Raw genomic sequence first — 21,921 nt, forward strand, 5'->3', positions numbered from 1 at the left:
AATGCCTGGTCAGCGCTGCATCAATGCTGCATAAGCACCTGCGCAATGGCGTTCGCCACGGTGTCGACGTTGCGCGTGTTCAGGCCCGCAACGCACATGCGTCCCGAGCGCAATACATAGACGCCGTGCGTCTCGCGCAGTGTGTCCGCCTGCGCGGCCGACAGGCCCGTGTACGTGAACATGCCGCGTTGCGCGATGTAGCGCGACAGCTTTTCGCCGGTCACGTGCGGTGCCAGACGCGCATGAATCTGCTCGCGCATCGATGCAATGCGCGTGCGCATGCCGTCGAGCTCGGTCTGCCAGGCGCTGCGCAGCGACGGCGTCGTCAGCACTTGCGCAACGAGCCGCGCACCGTGCGTCGGCGGATTGCTGTAGTTCGCACGCACGGTGCCCATCAACTGGCCGAACACGCGCGACGCTTCGTCCGCCGTGGCGCAGACCACCGACAACGCGCCGCAGCGCTCGCCATACAGCGAGAAGTTCTTCGAGAAGGAGTTGGCGACGACCGTCGGCACACCCGCGTCGGTCAGCGCGCGAACCGCGAAGGCATCGGCGTCGAGCCCGTCGCCGAACCCCTGATACGCCATGTCGACGAACGCGATCAGCCCGCGCTCGCGCAGTACCGGCACGAGCGCTTCCCACTGCGCTTGCGAGAGGTCCACGCCGGTCGGGTTGTGGCAGCACGCATGCAGCAGCACGATGCTTTTCGGCGGCAGCGAGGACAGCGTGTCCATCATGGCGTCGAAGCGCAGGCCGCCGGTGGCGTCGTCGTAATAGGGGTAGGACTGCACCGGAAATCCGGCGCTCTCGAACACCACGCGATGGTTGTCCCAGCTCGGGTCGCTGATCCAGAGGGTGCTTTCGGGGAAGTAGCGTTTCAGGAAATCGGCCCCGACGCGCAACGCGCCACCGCCGCCCAGCGTCTGCAAGGTGGCGATGCGTTGTTCGCGCCGTGCGGCGTTCTGCTCGCCGAAGACGAGGGCTTGCACCGCGTCGCGGTAAGCGGGCGTGCCCGCCATCGGCAGATAGGGACGGGGACCGATGTCGGCGAGGACACCCGACTCGGCGTCACGCACGGCCTGCATGACCGGCAGACGGCCGTCGTCGTCGAAGTAGATGCCGATGGACAGGTTGACCTTGTGCTGGCGGGGATCCTGGCCGAAGGCTTCGTTCAGGCTGAGGATGGGGTCGCCAGGGTAGGCGTCGACATGGGAAAACATGAGGCTCGCTCCGTCTCGATCTTCGGTTCACGGGGGAATTTTGAAAATCGATTGTGGGCGACGCCCCTTTGCGGAACAATCAATCGATTCTGGTCCATTCGTAAGTGAAACTTGATAATCGAAACGCCATGCCCCTGACCCGTGTCACGCTGCGCCAGTTCGAAGCACTGGTGGCCATCGCCGAATTGCATAGCTTTGCCGAGGCAGGCAATCGCCTGGGACTCACGTCGTCCGCCATCAGTCAGTTGGTCGCCGAGCTGGAGTCGGTGCTCGGTTTTCGCATCTTCGACCGCACCACGCGACGCGTCGCGCTCTCCAGCGCCGGGCGCGATTTTCTGTCGTCTGCCGAGTCGGTGCTGCGTTATGTGCAGGCCGCAGAGAAAACGGCCGACGACTTGCGCAACCGCGCCGCCGGTATCGTGCGTGTCGGTGCACCGCTGGTGCTGGCCAGCATGGCGTTGCCTGCGGCGATTCGCGAATACGCCGCCTCGCGGCCGAAGGTCGTGGTGCGTGTGGTCGATACCCCCGTCGATGCGCTCATCGATCATGTCGCCAACGGCGATCTCGACATTGCCATCGGTCCGAATCGCGCGACGGGGGCGCATGTGGCCGGAGCGCCCGCATTCGATAGTCCGTGGGTGTTGTGGTGTGCGCCAGAGCATCCGCTTGCGCGCCGCAAACGCGTGCGATGGACCGACCTGCGCGACACGCCGCTCGTCGCCGCCGGACGCGATCACGAGCGCAGCGTCGCGCAGATGCGTCAGTCTGCGCCGCCCGATGCACGCATCACGTCCATCGATGTCGTCGATAACGTGACGACGGCACTCGGCGTCGCCTCGCAAGGATTGGCCGCGACGCTGACGCCTGGCTATGTGGCTGCGCTCGCCCACCCGTTCGGTCTGCTGATGCGCCGTGTGATCTCGCCCGAGACGATTCGGCAAGTGTGTGTTTACCGGCCGGTGTCGCGCGCGCCGTCGCCCGCGGCGGAAGGGTTCGCGCAGTTCCTGCTGGAGTGGTTGCCGCAGTGGAACGCACGGATCATGGAGACCGCGAAGACGTGATTCACGACGCGCGCACGATGATGTTGTGCGCATCGCATGCGTGAGAAAGCAACATTCCAGTAATTAAAATTACGAAAGGAAAGTCGGGTTTGATCATTTAAATAATTAGTTCTCGATACGCGTTGAAATGACGGCGTATCGGCACCTGCGCGTGCTGTAGTTTTCGAGGCGATTGGTTTAGTGTTTACCCAAACATCCTCTGAGATGTTGTGCTTCCAATGCTTCGCATTGCTACTGATGTGTCTGCTTGACTCCATCCCCTGGGAGGTAGAGTGACCCACGCCAAGCACGAATGCTTGCCCCGCCGTCATCCCGTCGCGACGGCGGCTTCTTTGGTCTTTCTTCTCGCTGGTGCCGCAGGTGCCGCGCGCACAAACCTATCCGCTACCCGAAATCGTCTCCGGGACCACGCTCACTTACGAACAGTATTACGACGGCAATGTCGTGCCCGTCGGTGTGATTCAGGGGAGCGTGACGATTCACCCCGCACCGCCCTATCCAGCGCAACTCGGTGGTGCCGGGATCTCGGTATTTCGCGGCGCGAATGTCACGATCAATCCGAATCTCGGTGTCCCCGGAGTTGTGTCCGTGACATCGGACTACCGCGCGGGTGCGCCGAACGACGCGCTTTACATCGCGAACGGCACCGTCAATATCGTCGCGAGTACGGCCGGGGTCCTGCTCACCGGAAACGGCGCGTCGGTTCATGGTGTCTATATGCCCGAGACGTCGTCGGGAACTTCGGTGCTGACCGGTTCCAATGTGACCATCGTCACGAATGGCACGACGGCCGACGGCATGCGCCCCTATGGCGCGACGTCGAGCATCAATCTGAGCAACACGTCGATCACCGTGAATGGTCAGGACAGTTGGGGTGTGCGGTCCTGGGGCGGCAGCAACATCACGCTCACGAATTCGACAGTGACGTCGAACGGTGCGGTCGGTACGGGCACCGGTGCTGGTGCGGGCGGTGTGCAGGTGTACAACGGCTCCATTGCCACCATTAACGGAAACTCGACCATCACGACCGCCGTGGCGGGGAATCTCGGTCTGAATGCCGAGTCGGGCGGCACGCTGAACACGAACACGGATCCCGGCACATCCGGCACCGTGACCGTCAGCACGACCGGCGCGGGCAGTCACGCGGTGCGTATCGGTACGGCGAACGGCAACCTGAACCGGCTGAGTCTCTCCACCACGCAGAATTCGACGTACGGCTTGCTGGTGAACGGCACGTCGACCGTCACCGGGTCGCAGGTCGCGGTGAACACGCAAGGCACCTCCGCTTATGGCATGTGGATTTCCGGCAGCACAACGGCCACGCTGAATGGCGGTTCGATCACTACACAGGGACAGACGGCCTATGGTCTGCTCTCTGGCAGCGGCGCGGCGACGGTGAATCTCTCCGACTTCGCGATCGCCACGCACGGCACGCAGGCCTACGGCATTTATGCGTGGACGGGCAGCACGACCAACTTCGCAGGGGGCGCCATCACGACCGATCAGGCGAGTACCTACGGCGTTTACGCCAACGCGGGGACGGTCAACCTGCTGCGCAGCAGCGCGACTGGCGCGGGGACATCGATCACCACGGCGGGGACCAACGCGTACGCCGTGCGCATCCAGAACGGCGGTATGTTCAATGCGACCGGCGCAGCGATACGGGCCACGGGCGCCGGCACGGCCGCCATTGTGTTCGACGCGCCGCAGACGATCACTGGTGTGCAGACATCCGCACCGACGCCCGGCCTGCCGACCTTGCCCGCGACGACACCGCTGTCGCCATCGACCGATGCGCCGCCTCCGCTCGCCATCGTTACGCCGGTCCCCGCTGCGCCGACGGATCTTGGCAGCGATGTACCGTCGCCCGCACCGACTGCGGTGTCGCGCGCAGGCATCGCGGCCCCGCTGCGCGCAGGCGGCTACAACATGACGTTACAGGACACGACGGTGACGTCGGATAGTGGTGTCGCATTGTGGATCTACGGCGGCATCGCCAACGTCAATCTGACGAACTCGACGCTGAGCGGTGGCGGCGGGGCGATCAATGCATCGACCCGGTCCGGGCTTGGCGCGACACTCAATCTCGACGCCAGCAACTCGACCATCACGGGGCGGATTTACACGGACACCAGCAGCACGTCGGTCGTCAACCTGAGCAACAACAGCGTCTGGCATGTGACGGCGTCGTCCAACGTCACCGAGCTGAATAACACCAACAGCCTGATCGATTTTCCGGTGACGGCGCTGCTCACCTCCGCGCCAACCAGTCAGGGGTCGTATCGCAATGTGACCATCGGCAACGGCTACGTCGGCGGCAGTGGCACGGTCGCGCTCAACACGTATCTGAACGAAGGTGGCGCGCTGTCGAATCAGTACACCGACCGTCTGCTGATTCAAGGCAGCGCGAGCGGCACGACGACGCTGCGCATCAAGCCGACGACGGGCAGCCCGGGCGCGCTGACATCGCCCAGCGGAGTGATCACCAACAACGAAGGGATTTCGCTGGTGCAGGTGTCAGGGGCCTCGACGTTCAACGCGTTCAGTCTGCCGGGCGGTTATGTGGTCGCACCGAATTCGCCGTACGAATACCGGATCTATGCCTACGGTCCCGGTTCGGCGCATGGGACGGCCGACCCGACGCAGAACCTCGTCGGCACCGGTGCGGGCTATTGGGACTACCGGTTGCAGAGTGCCTACGTGTCGCCCGGAGGGGGCGTCGATCCCGAGGAGCCGGGCAACCCCGGTGGTGGCGTCGACGAGCCGGTGCCGCCGGATGCACGACGTGAGGTGGCACCACAGGTGGCGTCTTATCTGAGCGCGCCAGCGGCTTTCCTGCAAGCGGGGATGACGGACATCGACTCGTTGCACCGGCGCTTGGGCGAAGTGCGCGACGACCGGATTCTGGGCCGTGATCGCGGACCGGGTGAGATGTTCATGCGCGGTTACGGCGGTAGCTTCAAGTACCGCTCCAACCAGAGCTTTCAGGCGTTCGGTTACGACATGAACGCCGATTACGGTGCGATTCAGATCGGTGGGAATCTCTTCAAGCACTTCACCGACAACGGCACATGGCGCTTCGGTGCGGCTGGCTCGATGGGATGGCTGCATTACGAACCGACCGCCATCGACGGGCCGAGTACCACGCGTGCGAGCGTCTATCGTTTGTATGGCTACGGGACGTATCAGAGCCAGCAGGGCTGGTACGTGGACGGCATCGCGTCGGTCGGCTGGTTCAACGGGCGCACGACGACCGAAGCGCGCGGCGATGTCGCGCCGATGCGGGGCAACGCCTACGCGGCGTCCATCGAGGCCGGGTATCCGCTCGCGCTCGCGTATGGCATGAATCTCGAACCGCAATTGCAGTTCGTCGGTCAGCACCTCGGCTTCGATAACATGACCGATGCCGATGGACTCTCCGTCAACATCGGCTCACAGAACCAGTTCACCGGACGGCTTGGCGTGCGCCTCACGCGTCCCTTCGACGTCAGCACCGGACGCATCACGCCGTACTTCGGGTTCGACGTCATCCATGCGTTCGTGGGCGGCACCAGCGTGCAGGTCAGCGACGCGATGTTCCAGACCGGGAAGTACGGCGATTCGATGATGTTCTCGCTGGGGGTGAACAGCGTGCAGGGCGCGAGCTTCTCGCTGTATGGTCGTGTGTCATATCAGAAGAGCTTCGGCACGGGGGGCATGCGCGGCGTGCTGGTGAACGTCGGGGCGAAGTACGCCTTCTGAGGCGCTAGCGGCGCACCCGTTGACGCAGTGTCGCGGGGTGCGGTGCGCGTCAGCGCTTAGCGACGCTTGGCGTCGGGCGCGGGGAGCGCGGCGAGGTCTTCGCTCAGTTGCGCACGCAACGTGGCGATGGCCGCTGTGGTGTCGGCGGGCTTCAGTTCCTCACGTGCGATGGCCTCGCGCAGGTGGTGCCGCAGCATCGGATCGCGCGTTTGCGTCAGCGTCTCGCGATAGAACGGCAGGACGTTCTCCGGATGGCCGCCGATGCGATAGAGATGCGCGATCTCCTCGATGGTGCGAGCCGCAGCGAAGCCCGGACCACCGTGACCGGCCGGACCCATAGGGCCACGTGGACCGGGGCCGCCGAAGTGCGGGCCCATGCCCGGCGGCGGAGGCGGCATCTCACCCGGCGTGGCGGCTTGCGTGCGGGCGGGGGGCGGTGCATCGGTGGCGGCCGCAGCGGGCAGGCTGACGCCGGTGGCCGTCAGCGCGAGCATCAGCGCAAGCCCGCTCACGGTCTGGCGCATCGAAATCTTGATCATATGGACTCCGTATCAAATGCGTTCACTGAATTGTCGAACGACGGGGCCAAGCGTAACGCGCCTCGAATGGCAGACAGCGGGGCGGTAACGACATGTAAGGCGGGGGAATGTGTGAGGGGCGACGAGATCGGTCGGCGAAGACGGCAGACGAGTGTCGCCGGAGGCGCCTTGAGGGGATGATGCGCATCGGAGGGCGGCGGTACACTGGCGCGGCTGCCCTGCAAACTTTGCGTGGGTGTTGTTGTCTATCTCGCCTCAGCGTTCGAGGAGCCTGTATGACCACCGAAGCCACCCAAATCAACGCATCTGCCGCATCCACCGGCCATGCGCATCCGGCGAGCGTTACGTCGCTGCGCAGCCCGGTCGACTTCTACGCCACGCTCACGCGCGTGATCGACACGCTGAAGCAGCACGGCATGACCATCTTCGCCGACATCGACCAGAGCGCGGCGGCGGCCTCGGCGGGGACATCGTTGCGTCCGACCCGGCTGGTGCTGTTCGGTAATCCGAAGGGCGGCACACCCGTCATGGCCGCAAATCCCCATGCAGGACTGGAACTGCCATTGAAAGTGATGGTGTGGGCCGCGAGCGCCGACGACGTGCGGGTGGATTTCCTGAATCCCGGACCGTCGCTGAGCGCGCTGTACGGCATCGACTCCGCGCAGGTGGCGGGGTTCGGCGGCGTGGTGAAACTGCTGGAAGCGGCGCTCACGAAAGGGGCGGACTGAGCATCAGTGGGTTCGAACGTCGAAACGATGGGCGACGTAGTACGGGCGACAAGGCGTGATTTCTGCGTCGGGAGGTCGCGGGGTGCGTCGCGTGAAGTGGCGTTGAGCCTTATCTGGCGGGCTTTCCGACGCGCTGTGAATCGTCTCAAAAGTCCCTATACTGATCCGGCCTAACTGCGTCTGGCCAGTTCGAACGTATCGAGTGGCCGCGCCCGATCCCCCGCGGGCGTTGTTCGATGTCAGGGCGCAGGCATTTCCCCCTTTTTGATGGAGCAACTTCCGTGTCGAACAGTCAATGGATTCGTGTTGAAACCGTGGATGGCGCCTTCGATGCCTATCTGGCATTGCCGCCGAACGGTAAGACGGCCAACGCCCAGGGCGTTGTGCTGGTGCAGGAAATCTTCGGCGTGAACGAGCACATTCGTGGCGTGGCCGATCAGTACGCGATGGACGGTTATGTCGTGCTCGCGCCGGACATCTTCTGGCGCTCGGCGCCGCGCGTGGAACTCGGCTACTCGGGCGACGACTGGGGCCGTGCGATGGAGCTGCGCAAGGCGGTCGACGTCGAGAAAGCGGTAAAGGACGTCGAAGCGACGGTGAAGGCGCTGCGCGGCAAGCTGGACGCCAGTGCCAAGGTCGCCGCCATCGGCTACTGCTTCGGCGGTCTGCTGTCGTACCTGAGCGCCGCACGCGGTCTGGTCGACGCTGCCGTGCCGTACTACGGCGGCGGCATTCACAACTATCTGAGCGAAGCGGCCAACCTCAATGTGCCGACGCAGTTCCACTATGGCGCGCTCGACAGCCACATCACGCCGGACATCGTCACGCAGGTGAGCGAGGCGGTGAAGTCGCGTCCGAACACCGAAGTGTTCGTGTACCCGAACGCAGATCACGGTTTCAACTGCTGGTCGCGCGAGTCGTACCATCAGCCGTCGGCCGCGCTGGCCCACGGCCGTGCGCTTGAATTCCTGGCGAAGTCGTTCGCGAAGTAAGGCGTTGTTTTCCCTCGATGGCCAAGTGCTGCCATCGAGTCGGTAAACGCAAAGAAGCCCGCCAATGCGGGCTTCTTCGTTTTCGTACGTCCTGTTCATCGACCTACTGACGAGGTGTCGTCGACCTGGCGTCGGCTTTTAGCGGGTGGCGTCCCGGCTAAAAAAGCCCGTCGCCGAAGCGACGGGCAAAGTCCTGTGCGTCGAACCGCTACGCACAGCGACAGGAGTCTTAGGTCAGAGACCGGAGATCACACTGAGCACCGGCAATCGGTGCGTCGTTATGCGCAGAACGCGCGCCGCGCCGCGGCCTCTCGTCAGGCAAGAGGTCCGCAGCGCGGCGAGTTACATTACGAACCGAAGTAGGTCGTGCCAGCACGTTGCTGAGCGCCCACCGAACCCATCGTGATCGGGGCGGTGGCTGCGACCGGCTGTGCGCTCGGGGCTGCCTTCGGGTAGACGGCGTCGTGTTGCACCACGAGGCCGGCTTGTTGCGCCTGAACGAGTTCTTCACGAACCTGGGCGCGGCTCAGGGCGCTTGTTTGCGGAACCCACGAGAATTCCGAGGGACCGTCGAATGCATCGCTGGCGAAAGCCGAACCGGCCGAAACAGCCAGCATTGCGGAAACCAGAGCCGAAGTAATAAGGGTGCGCTTCATGATATTTCTCCTGTCTTGTGGAGTCTGTTCCTGTCCCATTCGGGCTCGCGTTGCCTGGCCAAAGGGGCGGTCGCGAGGAATGGACCGAAGCGAATATCGGGAATATTCGCGAGGGCCATGACGCGGCGAGCGCCCCTTTGGGTGGGCAACCCGTAGGGAACGTGCCCTGCCGGCCGTCTGGCGGCGTTGCCCGCAGCTTATTTGGGCGACCAAACGGCGCCGCGTGCGCCTTGCCAGTCAGCCGGCAGAACACGTTCGCGAGCCCGAATGGGACAGGAACAGACTCCGATGAGGCGATGTTCAATTCATCGTCGACAGTTGAAGTGTATTAATGCGAACCTTCGCGATAAAGACGACTTATTACAAGCAACTGTTGCTTAGATAGAAATAATCGTTCGGACCTTATAGGAGACATCGGATGCTCTATCTCTGGATCAAGGCGGTGCACCTGATCGCGGTCATCACGTTCATTGCGGGACTTGTGACGATGGCGCTGGGCGGGCGTCTGGCGCAGCCCGAGTGGCGTCGCGTAGCGCGACGGGCGGACTACGCACTGGCGTCGCCTGCATTGATCGTGGTGTGGATCACGGGGCCGACGCTCGCCATCATGGCCAGCTGGTGGCACGCCCCCTGGCTCATGGCCAAGCTCGTGTTCGTGATCGTTGTGTCTGCGTTGCACGGTCGGCTGTCGGCCACACTGCGGCGTCTGGAGCGCGACGCAAGCACGCAGCCGCCCGCAGTGTTCGGACGTGCGCTACCCGTCACCTTCATCTCGATGGCAATCATCGTCGTGCTCGTGATCGTCAAACCGTTTTGAGCGGTGCGCGGGATGCAATGATGCGGTAAGGGATTCGACCCGGATTCGGCCGGGTTGGGGCTTGGTAGGGGCGTGTGGGCGGTGTTACGCTGACGACGTCGCCAAATACGTCCCAAATTTCGCCTTTTTTGAGGCTTGGTCCCAATGCCGATCACCAGTGCGATACCCCTGGAGTTTCAGGCTCATGACCGCCCCGTCGGCGCGTTGGCGAAAGATTACCCCGATGGTCATGTAGTGCGCCCTCACAGTCATCGACGCGCGCAATTGATGTATGCGAGCGCCGGTATTCTGGAAGTCCGCACCGATACGTCGTTTTGGGTGATTCCGCCGCAGCGCGCGTTGTGGATTCCGGCCAACGTCACGCACGAAGTGCGCATGCGCGGCAAGGTGGAGATGCGCACGATCTATGTCGATGTCGAACGACTCGACATGGCAGCCTCCGATGTACCCGTTGTCATCCGTGTCTCGGCGCTGCTGCGAGAGCTGATTCTGCGCGCGATGACGCTGCCGCCCGACTGGTCGCCGCAGGGCAAGGATGCGCTTGTGATTGCACTGCTACTCGAAGAAGTCGAGTGGAAAAGCGATTCGCCGCTCCATTTGCAGGTGCCGCGCGATGCGCGTCTGCGCAAGATCTTCGACACCTATCTGACAACGCCCGCCGACCCCCGCAGTCTTCAGGACTGGGCCGTGGAAGTGGGGGCGTCGAGCCGTACGCTGGAGCGTCGCTTCATGACGGAGTTCGGTTTGCCGTTCCGGGAGTGGCGTCAGCAGATGCGGCTGCTGGGCGCGTTGCCGTTGCTGGGGGCCGGGCGGCCCATCACGCAAGTGGCGCTCGAAGTCGGTTACGACACGCCGAGCGCCTTTTCCACAATGTTCCGCCGTTTTATGGGCGTGACGCCAAGCGAGTACCTGACGCGCGCCCGCGGCCCGGAGTGAGCCAGTGCATGGCGTCCCACATGTCGTCGTAGACCGGGACGCCTTCGTCGAGCAGCGGCGAGCGCTGACGTTTCGAGCCGATGCCGACGAAATCGATGCCGAGCTTGCGCGCAACCTTCAGATCCCACATCCCGTCGCCGATCGAGACCACCGCCCGCGGGCGCGTAATCCCGTAGCCCGCCTGCGCCCGCTTGATCGCCTCGGCCACCAACTGGTCGCGTGAGCTGTATTCGGACGCGGTGATGAGCATCGCGTCCGTGTAATCGATGGCGACGGAGCGCAGCTTGCGGTGACTGACCTGCCGGATGCCACCCGTGGCGAACACCACACCCCAGCGCGAACGGTGCGCGGCCTCGACAAAGGCGCGCGCACCGGGGATCTCGGCCAGCCCGTGCGCGTTGAGCAGGGCGGTGAAGCGCTCGTCGATCTCGTGCTCGAAGCGGGCCAGATCGTGCGGCTGCGGCAAGGCGCGACCGTTCTCCGCGTGGGCGTGAATCAGGATCCCGGTGTCGGTGTGATGCGGATAACTTCCCCAGTCGGTGTTCAATTCATCGAACGCCAGCGATTCCATCGCGCCCAGCAAGGCGCGTTGATGGATGCGCACCGAGTCGGTCAGCGTACCGTCGACATCGAGGACCAAAATACTGTCTTTCTCGAAACTTGCCTGCATGGCGGGTAGTGGACTCGTGTCAGGGCGGAGTGGGGGAGCTGCCGCCGAAATGTGGGAGTGTACGAATTCGCCAGAGTAAGTAAAACGTGCCGAGTGACAGCGGCTACGCCTGATGCGACAGATCGGGCTACGGGAAATGATAGCTTGACGTCGCTCCGTCATTTTCCGAAGCGGGGGCGGGCAAGCCGACTGTACTCCCGATCCAGCCGCTCAAGCATCTCGACTGCCTTGGCCATTTCGTCGAGTGACATGGAGTTGCTGCGCGACGCACGACGCTTCGGAGGCTCGATGGCTTCCGTTGCTTCTGCCGCTTGCGCCGGTATCCCGGACGTCGCAGGTGCCGCCTCGGGGGCGCGGGGTAAGTGCATTGCCGCCGACGGTGTCGAGTCGTCCTGCGGCGCATCGTGTTGTACAGCGTCTACCGGCGCCTCCGACCCGTGCTGCGCGCAGAGCGGTTGCCTGACGTCGGCGTGCGATATCGGCGCGAGTGACTCGCGGGTCGCGCCGTAGGCGAAGTCGTGATATCGCCCGTGTCCGTCATGCAGATGTTTTGCGAGGGTCCGGACGAGATTGGGGCGTCGTATCTCGGCATGCATCGGTAACGGCGTCGCATCGAAATTCTCGGGAATATCGCCGAACAACTGCTGCTGGTGCCGGGTCGCGTGGATTCTGACGTCCTGATCGACCCATTCGACCGTATCCGGCGTGGCTAGCGAGACAAACAGGAGCAACTGCCGGTCGCGGGCAGGAATGCGGATGTACGCGCCTAGCGTGGCGCGTTGGATCTCCGGCGCACCCAGAGGCAGACGCAGGTTGGCGTGTTGAAACGGGACGTCGATGCCATGCCGCCGGGCTTCCGGCACGCTCGTGACCAACCGCGTCACCGACAACTGCGGGATCTCGATATAAGCCCCGGTGTTTTTCAGCAGGCGTTCCATGCCGGGTAATAACTGGTTCAGCCGCTTGGTCAGACGCTGCTCGATGGAGCGAACGGAATATTGGCCCCGCGACTCCGTAGCCCGGGCCTTGGAGAACTCGCGCTCCAATGTCGCGCTGTTACGCCGCTCACGCGACAGCGTTTTGCGCGTCTGCGCATCCAAGGACGCCTCGCAGCCTGCGAGGAGCAGACGGCTGGCGTCGACATTGACCTGAGCGTTGGCAGGCAGGTCGAGAAGACAGTTCCGTGCATCGTCGCGCGCACCGACAACGCACACCGGCCGGACATCGGCCAACCGCTCCGCGAAGACGCGAGCCCGTGTGACCGGCGGGTGCGACCAATTGGAGGATGCGGCGTTTTGCGCGGCGTGCCAGTCCCGGAGGGCAGGCGCAATCATGGTCGATGTGATGGGCGCGGAGGTGGCGCGTGTGAGGTCGTTTGCGACGCGCAGCGTATGGGCTTGTACGTGCATTGCGGGGAGCGCCTTGGCTGCGTTCGTGGCCGATGTCAGCCAATCGGACATTGAGTTGAGGATCATCGTCACTCCGGTTGAGGTCACAGGGATTTCCGTGACCCGGAGTATTCCCGCTGGGGCGAATCGGATTGTCGGGTTGAGGCCGGGATATTTGCAGATGGGGATCGGCGCTTTCGCTGCGTGAGCACGGCGTCAGCGCCGACGATCCGGTGGAACGTCTCACGGCGCGGTGACGCTCAGGCGTGCTGCTCCTTATCCATCCACCGATGCAAGCGGTCGAAGACCTGTGCCCGTTGCCGAGAGCTGAGGCCGTCGAACGTGCCCGCGTCACACAGCGCCTGACGCGCGTTGCGGTGACTGTCCCGGGCGACGCGCTCGCGTGGACCGGCCGCAGCGAACTTGTAGTAGCGCTTCACACCGTTGTGCAGATATCTGGCCAGCGTCTGTTCGATACTGCCCTTGCGGGGAATGGTGTGAAAGGTCGTGGCGTCGGGGTCTTCCGCCAGGTAGTTGGGGCGATGGCCAAACGTGTGTCCGGAGTGCCGAACGAAGTGTTCATGCAGCGCCCGGAATTCGATCTGCGAATCCGTTCGCCTTTCCTCGTCTCCATTGTCTGCGGGTGGCCCGGGCTCCCGGATGTCGTCGATGAGATAGAACCCCGCCAGCGAAACGATGTATGGCTGTACGGCGTGGTCCTTCGGTGGCACAACGTAGGCGCCCAGCATGGCGTCGCGAAGGAAACTACGTTCGTCCATCACGAGCGAGGTGCTGTCGGGCGGATTCGGTTGCACGCCATTGCGACGGGCCTCGTTCGCGCCAGAGTAGAAACGACGAAAACTGTGACGCGGCACCACGATCGATGTCTCGCTGTGGTGGAACGCCTGCTGGATGTCGTCCGGCATGGCGTGAAGCGCGGTTTTGATCCGGGCCTCCAGCGACGCTATCGAATATTTGCCCCGTAAGTCGCGGCTGTATTGCTTTCGATACGCTCGCGCGAGTTGCCAGGCTTCGCGGTCCGTACTGGCGAGTTCGCACGCTATCGCGGGTGGCAGCGACCGGCTGCATCCCGACTCGATCATACGGCTGACCGGCACTATGCTCGGCTCGCCTGGAGGCAGGTCGAGCAGGCAGTTCTTTCGGTCGTCTTGGTTGCCGACGACGCACACGTCGACCAGATCCGCCAATCGGGATTTCAGGAAATGGTGATAGGTCTGTGGTTCGAGCCCTATGGGTGGCAAAACGGGTTTGGGGACCTCGCGCTTTACGTACGGGCATCGCAAATCCGACGTGATATTGCGGGCGCTCTCAAAGGTCTGGCCAGGGCGATCCCTGTAGTTCGCGAACCAGGGGGTGGCGCTCGCCGCCGCCAACACCTGTGTCGCAATATGGCTGATGTGCATGCGCTTGCTCCGGTAGATGGCGCGCGCAACAAGGCGCGCCCGACCGGACTTTGCGTGAGCCCGCAGGCATAGGCTTCTGCCGTGCGCGCTGGGCCTGTCGGTATCGGGACGGAAGCGGGGTGGAAGCCGGACGAAAGCGCTGCGTCCCGTACCCGATGCCGACGGCAGGTCTTAGACGATCGCGGCGCGCAGGCTCGGCGGCGCTTCGCGCAGCAGCGACCGCAGACGCTTGAGCGCACTCGACAGACGCTCCGGATCGCGCACACCGCCCAATGAGATGCGGATGGCGTTGGGCGCGTCCGGCGACAGGCAGAAGGCGTCCGCGGGCGTGACGGCGAGTCCCTCGGCGCGGGCGGCCATGGTCAGTTCGCGGGCTGTCCACGGGGCGGGCAACTCATGCCAGAGGTGAATGCCCTGAGTTGACGGGGCGTTCGCGTCGCCCAAAATCTCGGCGGCGATGGCCTGACGCTGCGCGGCGGCTTCCTTCACCCCATCCATGAGACGGTCGGCGGTGCCGTCGTGGATCCACTGCGTCGCCAATCCGGACATCAACGGCGGCGCCATCAGCGCGAACGAATGCAGCGTACTGAGGAAGACGTCGCGCTTGCGACCGTCGGCCAGACGGACATACGCGGTGCGCAGGCCTGGCGTCAGGCATTTCGACAGCGTGGACACATAGTGCACGCGATGCGGCGAGAGGCGGGCGAGCGGCGGCGGGGCGTCCGGCAAGAGACGCCAGTAGGGGTCGTCTTCGATGAGCGTCAGGTCGAGCTTGTCCGCCACGGCGAGCAGTTCCCGGCGGCGGCGCTCGGGCATCGTGCGCGTGGTCGGGTTCTGGAGCGTGGGGTTCAGATAGACGAGACGCGCGCGGTGCTGGCGGGCGGCAGCGGCCAGCGCATCGGGCAGCATGCCGTCTGCGTCGGTCGCAACGCCCTCCAGACGGCGACCGAGCGAGCGTGCCGCGCCGCGTACCCCCGGATAGACGATCGGCTCACACAACACTGTTTCGTCCCGCTCGGTCTCGGTGAGCAGCAATGCCGCCAGCGTGGCCTGTGCGCCGGGGCAGACGAGCACGTCGGTCGGGGCGAGGGTGCCGAGCATCGGCGCGAGCCAGAGCGTACCGGCCTGACGGTCGGCAACGCCCCCGTCCCCCAATTGGTACGCCATAAGCATTGAAGCATCGGTATGCCGCAGGACTTCGTCGATTCCCTTTTGCAGCAACTCACCAAGGAACTGCCCGGCTGGCGCGGGTGGAATGTTCATACCCAGGTCCAGCACCTGATCGAGTGCCACGCGCGGCTTGCTGACGAAGGTGCCCAGCGGGCCGCGCCCCTCGATGGCGCTCCGGTCGCGCGCCCGGTTGTAGGCGCGCGTGACCGTGGTGAAGTCGATGCCCAGCCACGACGCCAGCTCGCGCTGCGCCGGGAGCCGGTCGCCGGGGCGCAGGCGGCCGTCCGCGACCGACTGCTCGATGAAGCTCGCCAGCCTCAGATAGCGGGGGCCTTTGCCCGCGGTGAGCGCAGGTTTCCAGAAGGTGGCGCGAAGCGTGTCGTGAGAAGTGTCCATAGCCATGTCGGTGTTATGTATGGAAATTCGTACGTAAATCGGCTGTGTATGCAGTGTAGTTTGCATACATATGAGTCGCAAGTCTTGAATTTGGGAGGGGGAGACGCACCTTGAGGCGGTGCCTGCGGCGGTGTGCGATGCGTGGTGACGAAGACCGTGACCTGACCATGACCGTTAACAATCAACGACTTACGGCGAGAATTTGCGCGCGACTGCGTTGACACTTGCCAATAGCGGGGGTATAGTCGCAGGCTCCGGTTTTTCCGGCGGCATGCCCGTGCCTAATGCAAAGTGCTTATGCATCAAGCGTTTAGATGCGGACTATCCGCAAGAGCAGCCGGGGAGTACGCAGTAAAGTCGCATGACGGCCCGCCTTGGCTTTCATGCTTTTGACACGTTTAGGAAATCACAATGCCAACGATTAACCAATTGGTCCGCAAGCCGCGCACCTCTGCTCAAATCAAGAGCAAGAGCCCGGCCCTGCAGGACTGCCCGCAGCGTCGCGGCGTGTGCACCCGTGTGTACACCACGACGCCGAAGAAGCCGAACTCCGCACTTCGTAAGGTTGCCAAGGTGCGCCTGACGAACGGTTTCGAAGTCATTTCGTACATCGGCGGTGAAGGCCACAACCTGCAGGAACACTCGGTCGTGCTGATTCGCGGCGGTCGTGTGAAGGACTTGCCGGGTGTGCGTTACCACATGGTGCGCGGTAGCCTCGACACGCAAGGCGTCAAGGACCGTAAGCAAGCCCGTTCGAAGTACGGCGCGAAGCGTCCGAAGGCCTAAGCGGCTTAGCGGATATACGTTCGGTGATGGTGGTACATCGTCACTGAGTAAGTGGTCACTCGGCCAAAGAATGGCTAGTAGGTGGCCTGGAGCTCTGCTCCAACTGAATTGATTAAGGAAGAAATCATGCCGCGTCGTCGCGAAGTCCCCAAGCGCGAAGTGTTGCCCGATCCGAAGTTCGGCAACGTTGAAGTCGCTAAATTCATGAACGTGCTCATGCTTGCCGGCAAGAAGTCGGTTGCAGAGCGCATCGTTTATGGTGCTTTCGAGCAGATCCAAACCAAGGCGGGCAAGGATCCGCTGGAAGTCTTCAACACGGCTCTCGGTAACGTGAAGCCCGTGGTTGAAGTCAAGAGCCGCCGTGTTGGCGGTGCAAACTATCAAGTTCCGGTCGAAGTGCGTCCGTCGCGTCGTATGGCATTGGCGATGCGTTGGTTGCGTGAGGCCGCGAAGAAGCGTAGCGAGAAGTCGATGGCCCTGCGCCTGGCTGGTGAGCTGATTGAAGCCTCGGAAGGTCGTGGCGGCGCCATGAAGAAGCGTGACGAAGTTCACCGCATGGCTGAAGCCAACAAGGCCTTCTCGCACTTCCGCTTCTGACGCTGGCAAGCAGTACCTAGAGCAGAAACCGGGGCGGGTGCGCATGAGAAATTGCGCCTCGCCCGTTTGTGTTAGTAGCCCCCTCAAAAATGGCGGCTACATTGAAAGAGGCTTAAAGTGGCTCGTACAACCCCTATCGAGCGCTACCGCAACATCGGTATTAGCGCTCACATCGACGCAGGTAAAACCACGACGACCGAGCGCATTTTGTTCTACACCGGTGTGAACCACAAAATCGGTGAAGTGCACGATGGCGCGGCGACGATGGACTGGATGGAGCAGGAACAGGAGCGCGGCATCACGATTACGTCGGCTGCCACGACCTGCTTCTGGTCCGGCATGGCCAACAACTATCAAAAGCACCGCATCAACATCATCGACACCCCGGGTCACGTCGACTTCACGATTGAAGTCGAGCGCTCGATGCGTGTTCTCGATGGTGCATGCATGGTGTATTGCGCCGTGGGTGGTGTTCAGCCCCAGTCGGAAACCGTGTGGCGTCAGGCCAACAAGTACGGCGTGCCGCGTCTGGCATTCGTCAACAAGATGGACCGTACCGGCGCGAACTTCTTCAAGGTCTACGACCAACTGAAGAACCGCCTGAAGGCCAACCCGGTGCCGGTGGTGGTGCCGATCGGCGCTGAAGAAAACTTCAAGGGCGTGGTCGACCTCATCAAGATGAAGGCGATCATTTGGGACGAAGCTTCGCAAGGCATGAAGTTCGACTACGTCGACATCCCGGCCGAGCTGCAAGCAGAAGCCCAGAAGTGGCGCGAAGGCATGGTCGAGGCCGCTGCCGAGTCGAGCGAAGAGATGATGAACAAGTACCTCGAAGAGGGTGACCTCTCCGAAGCTGACATCATCGAAGGCATTCGTCTGCGTACCATCGCTTGCGAAATCCAGCCGATGCTGTGCGGTACCGCGTTCAAGAACAAGGGTGTGCAGCGTATGCTGGACGCCGTGATCGACTTCCTGCCGTCGCCGGTCGACATCCCGCCGGTCAAGGGCACGGATGACAAGGAACAGCCGACGGAGCGTCGCGCTTCGGACGAAGAGAAGTTCTCGTCGCTGGCGTTCAAGATCATGACGGACCCGTTCGTTGGCCAGCTGATCTTCTTCCGCGTCTACTCGGGCGTTGTGAACAAGGGCGACACGCTGCTGAACTCGGTCAAGGGCAAGAAGGAACGCCTGGGTCGCATCGTGCAGATGCACGCGAACCAGCGTGAAGAAATCGACGAAGTGCGCGCTGGCGACATCGCCGCTGCTGTCGGCCTGAAGGATGCGACGACGGGTGACACGCTGTGCGATCCGTCGGCACCGATCGTGCTCGAGCGCATGGTGTTCCCGGAGCCGGTGATTTCGCAGGCTGTCGAGCCGAAGACCAAGGTCGACCAGGAAAAGATGGGCCTCGCCCTGAACCGCCTGGCGCAGGAAGACCCGTCGTTCCGCGTGCAGACCGATGAAGAATCGGGTCAGACCATCATTTCGGGTATGGGCGAGCTCCACCTCGAAATTCTGGTCGATCGCATGAAGCGCGAATTCGGCGTGGAAGCCAACATCGGCGCTCCGCAGGTTGCTTACCGCGAAACCATTCGCGCAACGGCAGCCGACGTGGAAGGCAAGTTCGTCAAGCAGTCGGGCGGTCGCGGCCAGTTCGGTCACGCTGTCATTACGCTTGAGCCGAGCGAGCAAGGCGCTGGTTACAAGTTCTTCGACGAAATCAAGGGTGGTGTGATTCCGCGTGAATACATTCCGGCCGTTGATAAGGGTATCCAGGACACGCTCAAGAGCGGTGTGCTTGCTGGCTTCCCGGTCGTCGACGTGACGGTCCACCTGACGTTCGGTTCGTACCACGATGTGGACTCGAACGAAAACGCGTTCCGTATGGCTGGTTCGATGGCTTTCAAGGAAGCTATGCGCCGTGCCAAGCCGGTCATCCTCGAGCCGATGATGGCCGTGGAAGTGGAAACGCCGGAAGACTACATGGGTAACGTGATGGGCGACTTGTCGAGCCGTCGCGGCATTATCCAGGGCATGGACGACATGGTCGGCGGCGGCAAGATCGTGCGCGCTGAAGTTCCGCTGTCGGAAATGTTCGGCTATTCGACGTCGCTGCGTTCGGCCACGCAAGGCCGCGCCACGTACACGATGGAGTTCAAGCACTACGCTGAAGCTCCGAAGAACGTGAGCGAAGCCATCATCAGCAACAAGAGCAAGTAATTCATTTGTAGGGTGACCGCATCATCCGGTGCGGCACCCGACACACTGTTTAATCGTCTATTCAGTATCTGAGGATTCGGAAATGGCAAAGGAAAAATTCGAGCGGACTAAGCCGCACGTGAACGTCGGTACCATTGGCCACGTTGACCACGGCAAGACCACCCTGACGGCTGCTATCGCAACGGTTCTGTCGGCCAAGTTCGGCGGCGAAGCCAAGAAGTACGACGAAATCGACGCGGCGCCGGAAGAAAAGGCACGTGGTATCACGATCAACACGGCTCACATCGAGTACGAAACGGCTGCGCGTCACTACGCACACGTTGACTGCCCGGGCCACGCCGACTACGTCAAGAACATGATTACCGGTGCTGCCCAGATGGACGGCGCTATCCTGGTTTGCTCGGCTGCTGACGGCCCGATGCCGCAAACGCGTGAGCACATCCTGTTGGCTCGTCAGGTTGGCGTGCCGTACATCATCGTGTTCCTGAACAAGTGCGACATGGTCGACGACGCCGAGCTGCTCGAGCTGGTCGAAATGGAAGTGCGCGAGCTTCTCTCGAAGTACGACTTCCCGGGCGACGACACCCCGATCATCAAGGGTTCGGCCAAGCTGGCGCTGGAAGGCGACAAGGGCGAACTGGGCGAAGTGGCCATCATGAACCTGGCCGACGCACTGGACACGTACATCCCGACGCCGGAACGCGCTGTTGACAAGCCGTTCCTGATGCCGGTGGAAGACGTGTTCTCGATCTCGGGTCGCGGCACGGTGGTGACGGGTCGTATCGAGTCGGGCGTGGTCAAGGTCGGCGAAGAAATCGAAATCGTCGGTATCAAGATGGACGGCGGCAAGCCGGTCATCGACAAGACGACCTGCACGGGCGTTGAAATGTTCCGCAAGCTGCTCGACCAAGGTCAAGCGGGCGACAACGTTGGTCTGCTGCTGCGCGGCACGAAGCGTGAAGACGTCCAGCGTGGTCAAGTTCTGGCCAAGCCGAACTCGATCAAGCCGCACACGGACTTCACGGCCGAAGTGTACGTGCTGTCGAAGGACGAAGGCGGCCGTCACACGCCGTTCTTCAACAACTACCGTCCGCAGTTCTACTTCCGTACGACGGACGTGACGGGCTCGATCAGCCTGCCGGCCGACAAGGAAATGGTCATGCCGGGCGATAACGTGTCGATCACCGTCAAGCTGATCGCCCCGATCGCCATGACCGAAGGTCTGCGCTTCGCAATCCGCGAAGGTGGCCGTACGGTTGGCTCGGGCGTCGTTGCCAAGATCGTCGCCTAATAGCGGATTGAACGACGGTGCGGGGTTTCGGCCCCCATCGTCGTGATTCTGTTTGCTCTTTGTGATTTACCCGGCGCCCGAACGAGGGTTGCCATGCTCTTTGGAGAAATTCCATGCAGAACCAAAAGATCCGTATCCGCCTGAAGGCTTTCGACTACCGCCTGATCGACCAGTCGGCTGCCGAAATCGTTGAAACCGCCAAGCGCACTGGCGCAATCGTCAAGGGCCCGGTGCCCCTGCCGACGCGCATCGAGCGTTTCGACATCCTGCGTTCGCCGCACGTCAACAAGACGTCGCGCGACCAGCTCGAAATCCGCACGCACCAGCGCCTGATGGACATCGTCGATCCGACGGACAAGACGGTTGACGCGCTGATGAAGCTCGATCTGCCGGCTGGCGTCGACGTCGAAATCAAGCTGCAGTAAGGCTTGCGAGCGAATTCGCTCTTGAAAGCCCCGCCAATGCTGGACCGGCGGGGCTTTTGTTATGTGATTTAGCAACACTTGTCAAGCGATAAAAGTCCGCCTATAATGGCGGGCTCAAGTGTAGTTTTGAAAAGATGGCCCACATCCGTGGACCATCCTTTTGTCATTTAGCCCCGGCCAATCGCAGTCGGGAATGGAGAAAATCATGAGCCTTGGCCTTGTCGGTCGCAAGGTTGGCATGACGCGTATTTTCACGGACGACGGCGATTCGATTCCCGTCACCGTGCTCGACGTGTCTAACAACCGTGTGACGCAAATCAAGACGGATGAAACGGACGGCTATACCGCCGTTCAAGTCACTTTTGGCAATCGTCGCGCTTCGCGCGTGACCAAAGCCGCCGCCGGTCACTATGCGAAAGCTGGTGTTGAAGCCGGTGAAATCCTCAAGGAATTCCGCATCGATGCTGCCAAAGCTGCTGAACTGCAGCCGGGCGCAGCCGTTGGTGTCGATCTGTTCCAAGTAGGCCAGAAGGTCGACGTGCAAGGCGTGTCGATCGGTAAGGGCTACGCAGGTACCATCAAGCGTTACAACTTCGCTTCGGGCCGCGCATCGCACGGTAACTCGCGTTCGCACAACGTGCCGGGTTCGATCGGTATGGCGCAGGATCCGGGCCGTGTGTTCCCGGGTAAGCGCATGACGGGTCACCTGGGTGACGTCACGACGACGGTACAGAATCTCGAAATCGCGCGCATTGACGCTGAACGTGGCCTGATCTTCGTGAAGGGTGCCGTTCCGGGCGCCAACGAAGGCAAGGTTTTCGTGACCTCGGCAGTCAAGGCCAAACTCGCGAAGGGAGCGTAACA

19 protein-coding genes are annotated in these 21,921 nt (G+C 62.6%); 12 read left to right on the forward strand and 7 right to left on the reverse strand.

Going from position 1 to position 21,921, the window contains the following annotated elements:
* Positions 1–20: 20 nt before the first annotated feature.
* Positions 21–1,220, reverse strand: a complete 1,200-nt coding sequence (locus ACIQWO_RS24335) for an aromatic amino acid transaminase (RefSeq protein WP_402829710.1) — start codon at positions 1,218–1,220, stop codon at positions 21–23.
* Positions 1,221–1,348: 128 nt separating this feature from the next.
* Between ACIQWO_RS24335 and ACIQWO_RS24340 the strand changes: the two genes are divergently transcribed.
* Positions 1,349–2,281, forward strand: coding sequence for a LysR family transcriptional regulator (locus ACIQWO_RS24340; RefSeq protein ID WP_402829713.1), 933 nt, complete (start codon positions 1,349–1,351; stop codon positions 2,279–2,281).
* A gap of 360 nt (positions 2,282–2,641) precedes the next feature.
* Positions 2,642–6,022 carry an autotransporter outer membrane beta-barrel domain-containing protein gene (locus ACIQWO_RS24345; RefSeq protein WP_402829716.1) on the forward strand — a complete coding sequence of 1,127 codons (3,381 nt, stop codon included), beginning with the start codon at positions 2,642–2,644 and terminating at the stop codon, positions 6,020–6,022.
* Between the two features lie 56 nt (positions 6,023–6,078).
* On the opposite strand, the gene ACIQWO_RS24350 is transcribed toward ACIQWO_RS24345, so the two are convergent.
* The gene (locus ACIQWO_RS24350; RefSeq protein ID WP_402829719.1) at positions 6,079–6,561 is read right to left on the reverse strand and encodes a hypothetical protein; all 483 of its coding nucleotides are present in this window, start codon (positions 6,559–6,561) and stop codon (positions 6,079–6,081) included.
* Between the two features lie 275 nt (positions 6,562–6,836).
* On the opposite strand from ACIQWO_RS24350, the gene ACIQWO_RS24355 reads away from it, so the two are divergent.
* Positions 6,837–7,289 (forward strand): DUF302 domain-containing protein, encoded by a 453-nt coding sequence (locus ACIQWO_RS24355; protein WP_402829722.1) that lies wholly within the window; start codon positions 6,837–6,839, stop codon positions 7,287–7,289.
* Between the two features lie 236 nt (positions 7,290–7,525).
* Positions 7,526–8,281 (forward strand): dienelactone hydrolase family protein, encoded by a 756-nt coding sequence (locus tag ACIQWO_RS24360; protein ID WP_402829725.1) that lies wholly within the window; start codon positions 7,526–7,528, stop codon positions 8,279–8,281.
* Between the two features lie 347 nt (positions 8,282–8,628).
* On the opposite strand, the gene ACIQWO_RS24365 is transcribed toward ACIQWO_RS24360, so the two are convergent.
* Positions 8,629–8,937: a DUF4148 domain-containing protein gene (locus tag ACIQWO_RS24365; protein ID WP_402829728.1), complete on the reverse strand. Its 309-nt coding sequence runs from the start codon at positions 8,935–8,937 to the stop codon at positions 8,629–8,631.
* Between the two features lie 418 nt (positions 8,938–9,355).
* Here ACIQWO_RS24365 and ACIQWO_RS24370 point away from each other — a divergent pair, with 418 nt between their 5' ends.
* Positions 9,356–9,754, forward strand: a complete 399-nt coding sequence (locus ACIQWO_RS24370; RefSeq protein ID WP_402829730.1) for a CopD family protein — start codon at positions 9,356–9,358, stop codon at positions 9,752–9,754.
* A gap of 144 nt (positions 9,755–9,898) precedes the next feature.
* Complete coding sequence (locus ACIQWO_RS24375; protein ID WP_402829731.1) at positions 9,899–10,690, forward strand: AraC family transcriptional regulator; 792 nt, start codon at positions 9,899–9,901, stop codon at positions 10,688–10,690.
* Here the strand turns inward: ACIQWO_RS24375 and ACIQWO_RS24380 are convergent.
* From ACIQWO_RS24380 to ACIQWO_RS24395, 4 genes are all read right to left on the reverse strand, one after another.
* Positions 10,638–11,360 carry an HAD family hydrolase gene (locus tag ACIQWO_RS24380; protein WP_150578287.1) on the reverse strand — a complete coding sequence of 241 codons (723 nt, stop codon included), beginning with the start codon at positions 11,358–11,360 and terminating at the stop codon, positions 10,638–10,640. The genes ACIQWO_RS24375 and ACIQWO_RS24380 overlap by 53 nt on opposite strands.
* Before the next feature lie 158 nt (positions 11,361–11,518).
* Positions 11,519–12,835 carry a hypothetical protein gene (locus ACIQWO_RS24385; protein WP_402829734.1) on the reverse strand — a complete coding sequence of 439 codons (1,317 nt, stop codon included), beginning with the start codon at positions 12,833–12,835 and terminating at the stop codon, positions 11,519–11,521.
* Positions 12,836–13,008: 173 nt separating this feature from the next.
* Complete coding sequence (locus ACIQWO_RS24390) at positions 13,009–14,142, reverse strand: hypothetical protein (RefSeq protein ID WP_402829737.1); 1,134 nt, start codon at positions 14,140–14,142, stop codon at positions 13,009–13,011.
* 201 nt (positions 14,143–14,343) lie between these two features.
* Positions 14,344–15,738: a PLP-dependent aminotransferase family protein gene (locus tag ACIQWO_RS24395; protein ID WP_402829739.1), complete on the reverse strand. Its 1,395-nt coding sequence runs from the start codon at positions 15,736–15,738 to the stop codon at positions 14,344–14,346.
* A 411-nt stretch (positions 15,739–16,149) separates the two neighbouring features.
* Between ACIQWO_RS24395 and rpsL the strand changes: the two genes are divergently transcribed.
* The 6 genes from rpsL to rplC all read left to right on the forward strand — a co-directional run bounded on the left by rpsL (position 16,150) and on the right by rplC (position 21,919).
* A complete protein-coding gene (gene rpsL / locus ACIQWO_RS24400; RefSeq protein WP_010804142.1) occupies positions 16,150–16,524 on the forward strand; it encodes a 30S ribosomal protein S12 in 375 nt (124 codons plus the stop codon).
* Positions 16,525–16,650: 126 nt separating this feature from the next.
* The gene (rpsG, locus tag ACIQWO_RS24405; protein WP_023593821.1) at positions 16,651–17,121 is read left to right on the forward strand and encodes a 30S ribosomal protein S7; all 471 of its coding nucleotides are present in this window, start codon (positions 16,651–16,653) and stop codon (positions 17,119–17,121) included.
* Between the two features lie 117 nt (positions 17,122–17,238).
* Positions 17,239–19,341, forward strand: a complete 2,103-nt coding sequence (fusA, locus tag ACIQWO_RS24410) for an elongation factor G (RefSeq protein ID WP_402829744.1) — start codon at positions 17,239–17,241, stop codon at positions 19,339–19,341.
* 82 nt (positions 19,342–19,423) lie between these two features.
* Positions 19,424–20,632, forward strand: coding sequence for an elongation factor Tu (tuf, locus tag ACIQWO_RS24415; protein ID WP_402829747.1), 1,209 nt, complete (start codon positions 19,424–19,426; stop codon positions 20,630–20,632).
* A gap of 113 nt (positions 20,633–20,745) precedes the next feature.
* Positions 20,746–21,057 carry a 30S ribosomal protein S10 gene (rpsJ, locus tag ACIQWO_RS24420; protein ID WP_010804138.1) on the forward strand — a complete coding sequence of 104 codons (312 nt, stop codon included), beginning with the start codon at positions 20,746–20,748 and terminating at the stop codon, positions 21,055–21,057.
* A 205-nt stretch (positions 21,058–21,262) separates the two neighbouring features.
* Positions 21,263–21,919 carry a 50S ribosomal protein L3 gene (gene rplC, locus ACIQWO_RS24425; RefSeq protein WP_039401616.1) on the forward strand — a complete coding sequence of 219 codons (657 nt, stop codon included), beginning with the start codon at positions 21,263–21,265 and terminating at the stop codon, positions 21,917–21,919.
* Positions 21,920–21,921 lie beyond the last annotated feature (2 nt).

Origin of the sequence: Pandoraea sp. NPDC090278 (assembly GCF_044772185.1) — a bacterium.
Classification (GTDB): domain Bacteria; phylum Pseudomonadota; class Gammaproteobacteria; order Burkholderiales; family Burkholderiaceae; genus Pandoraea.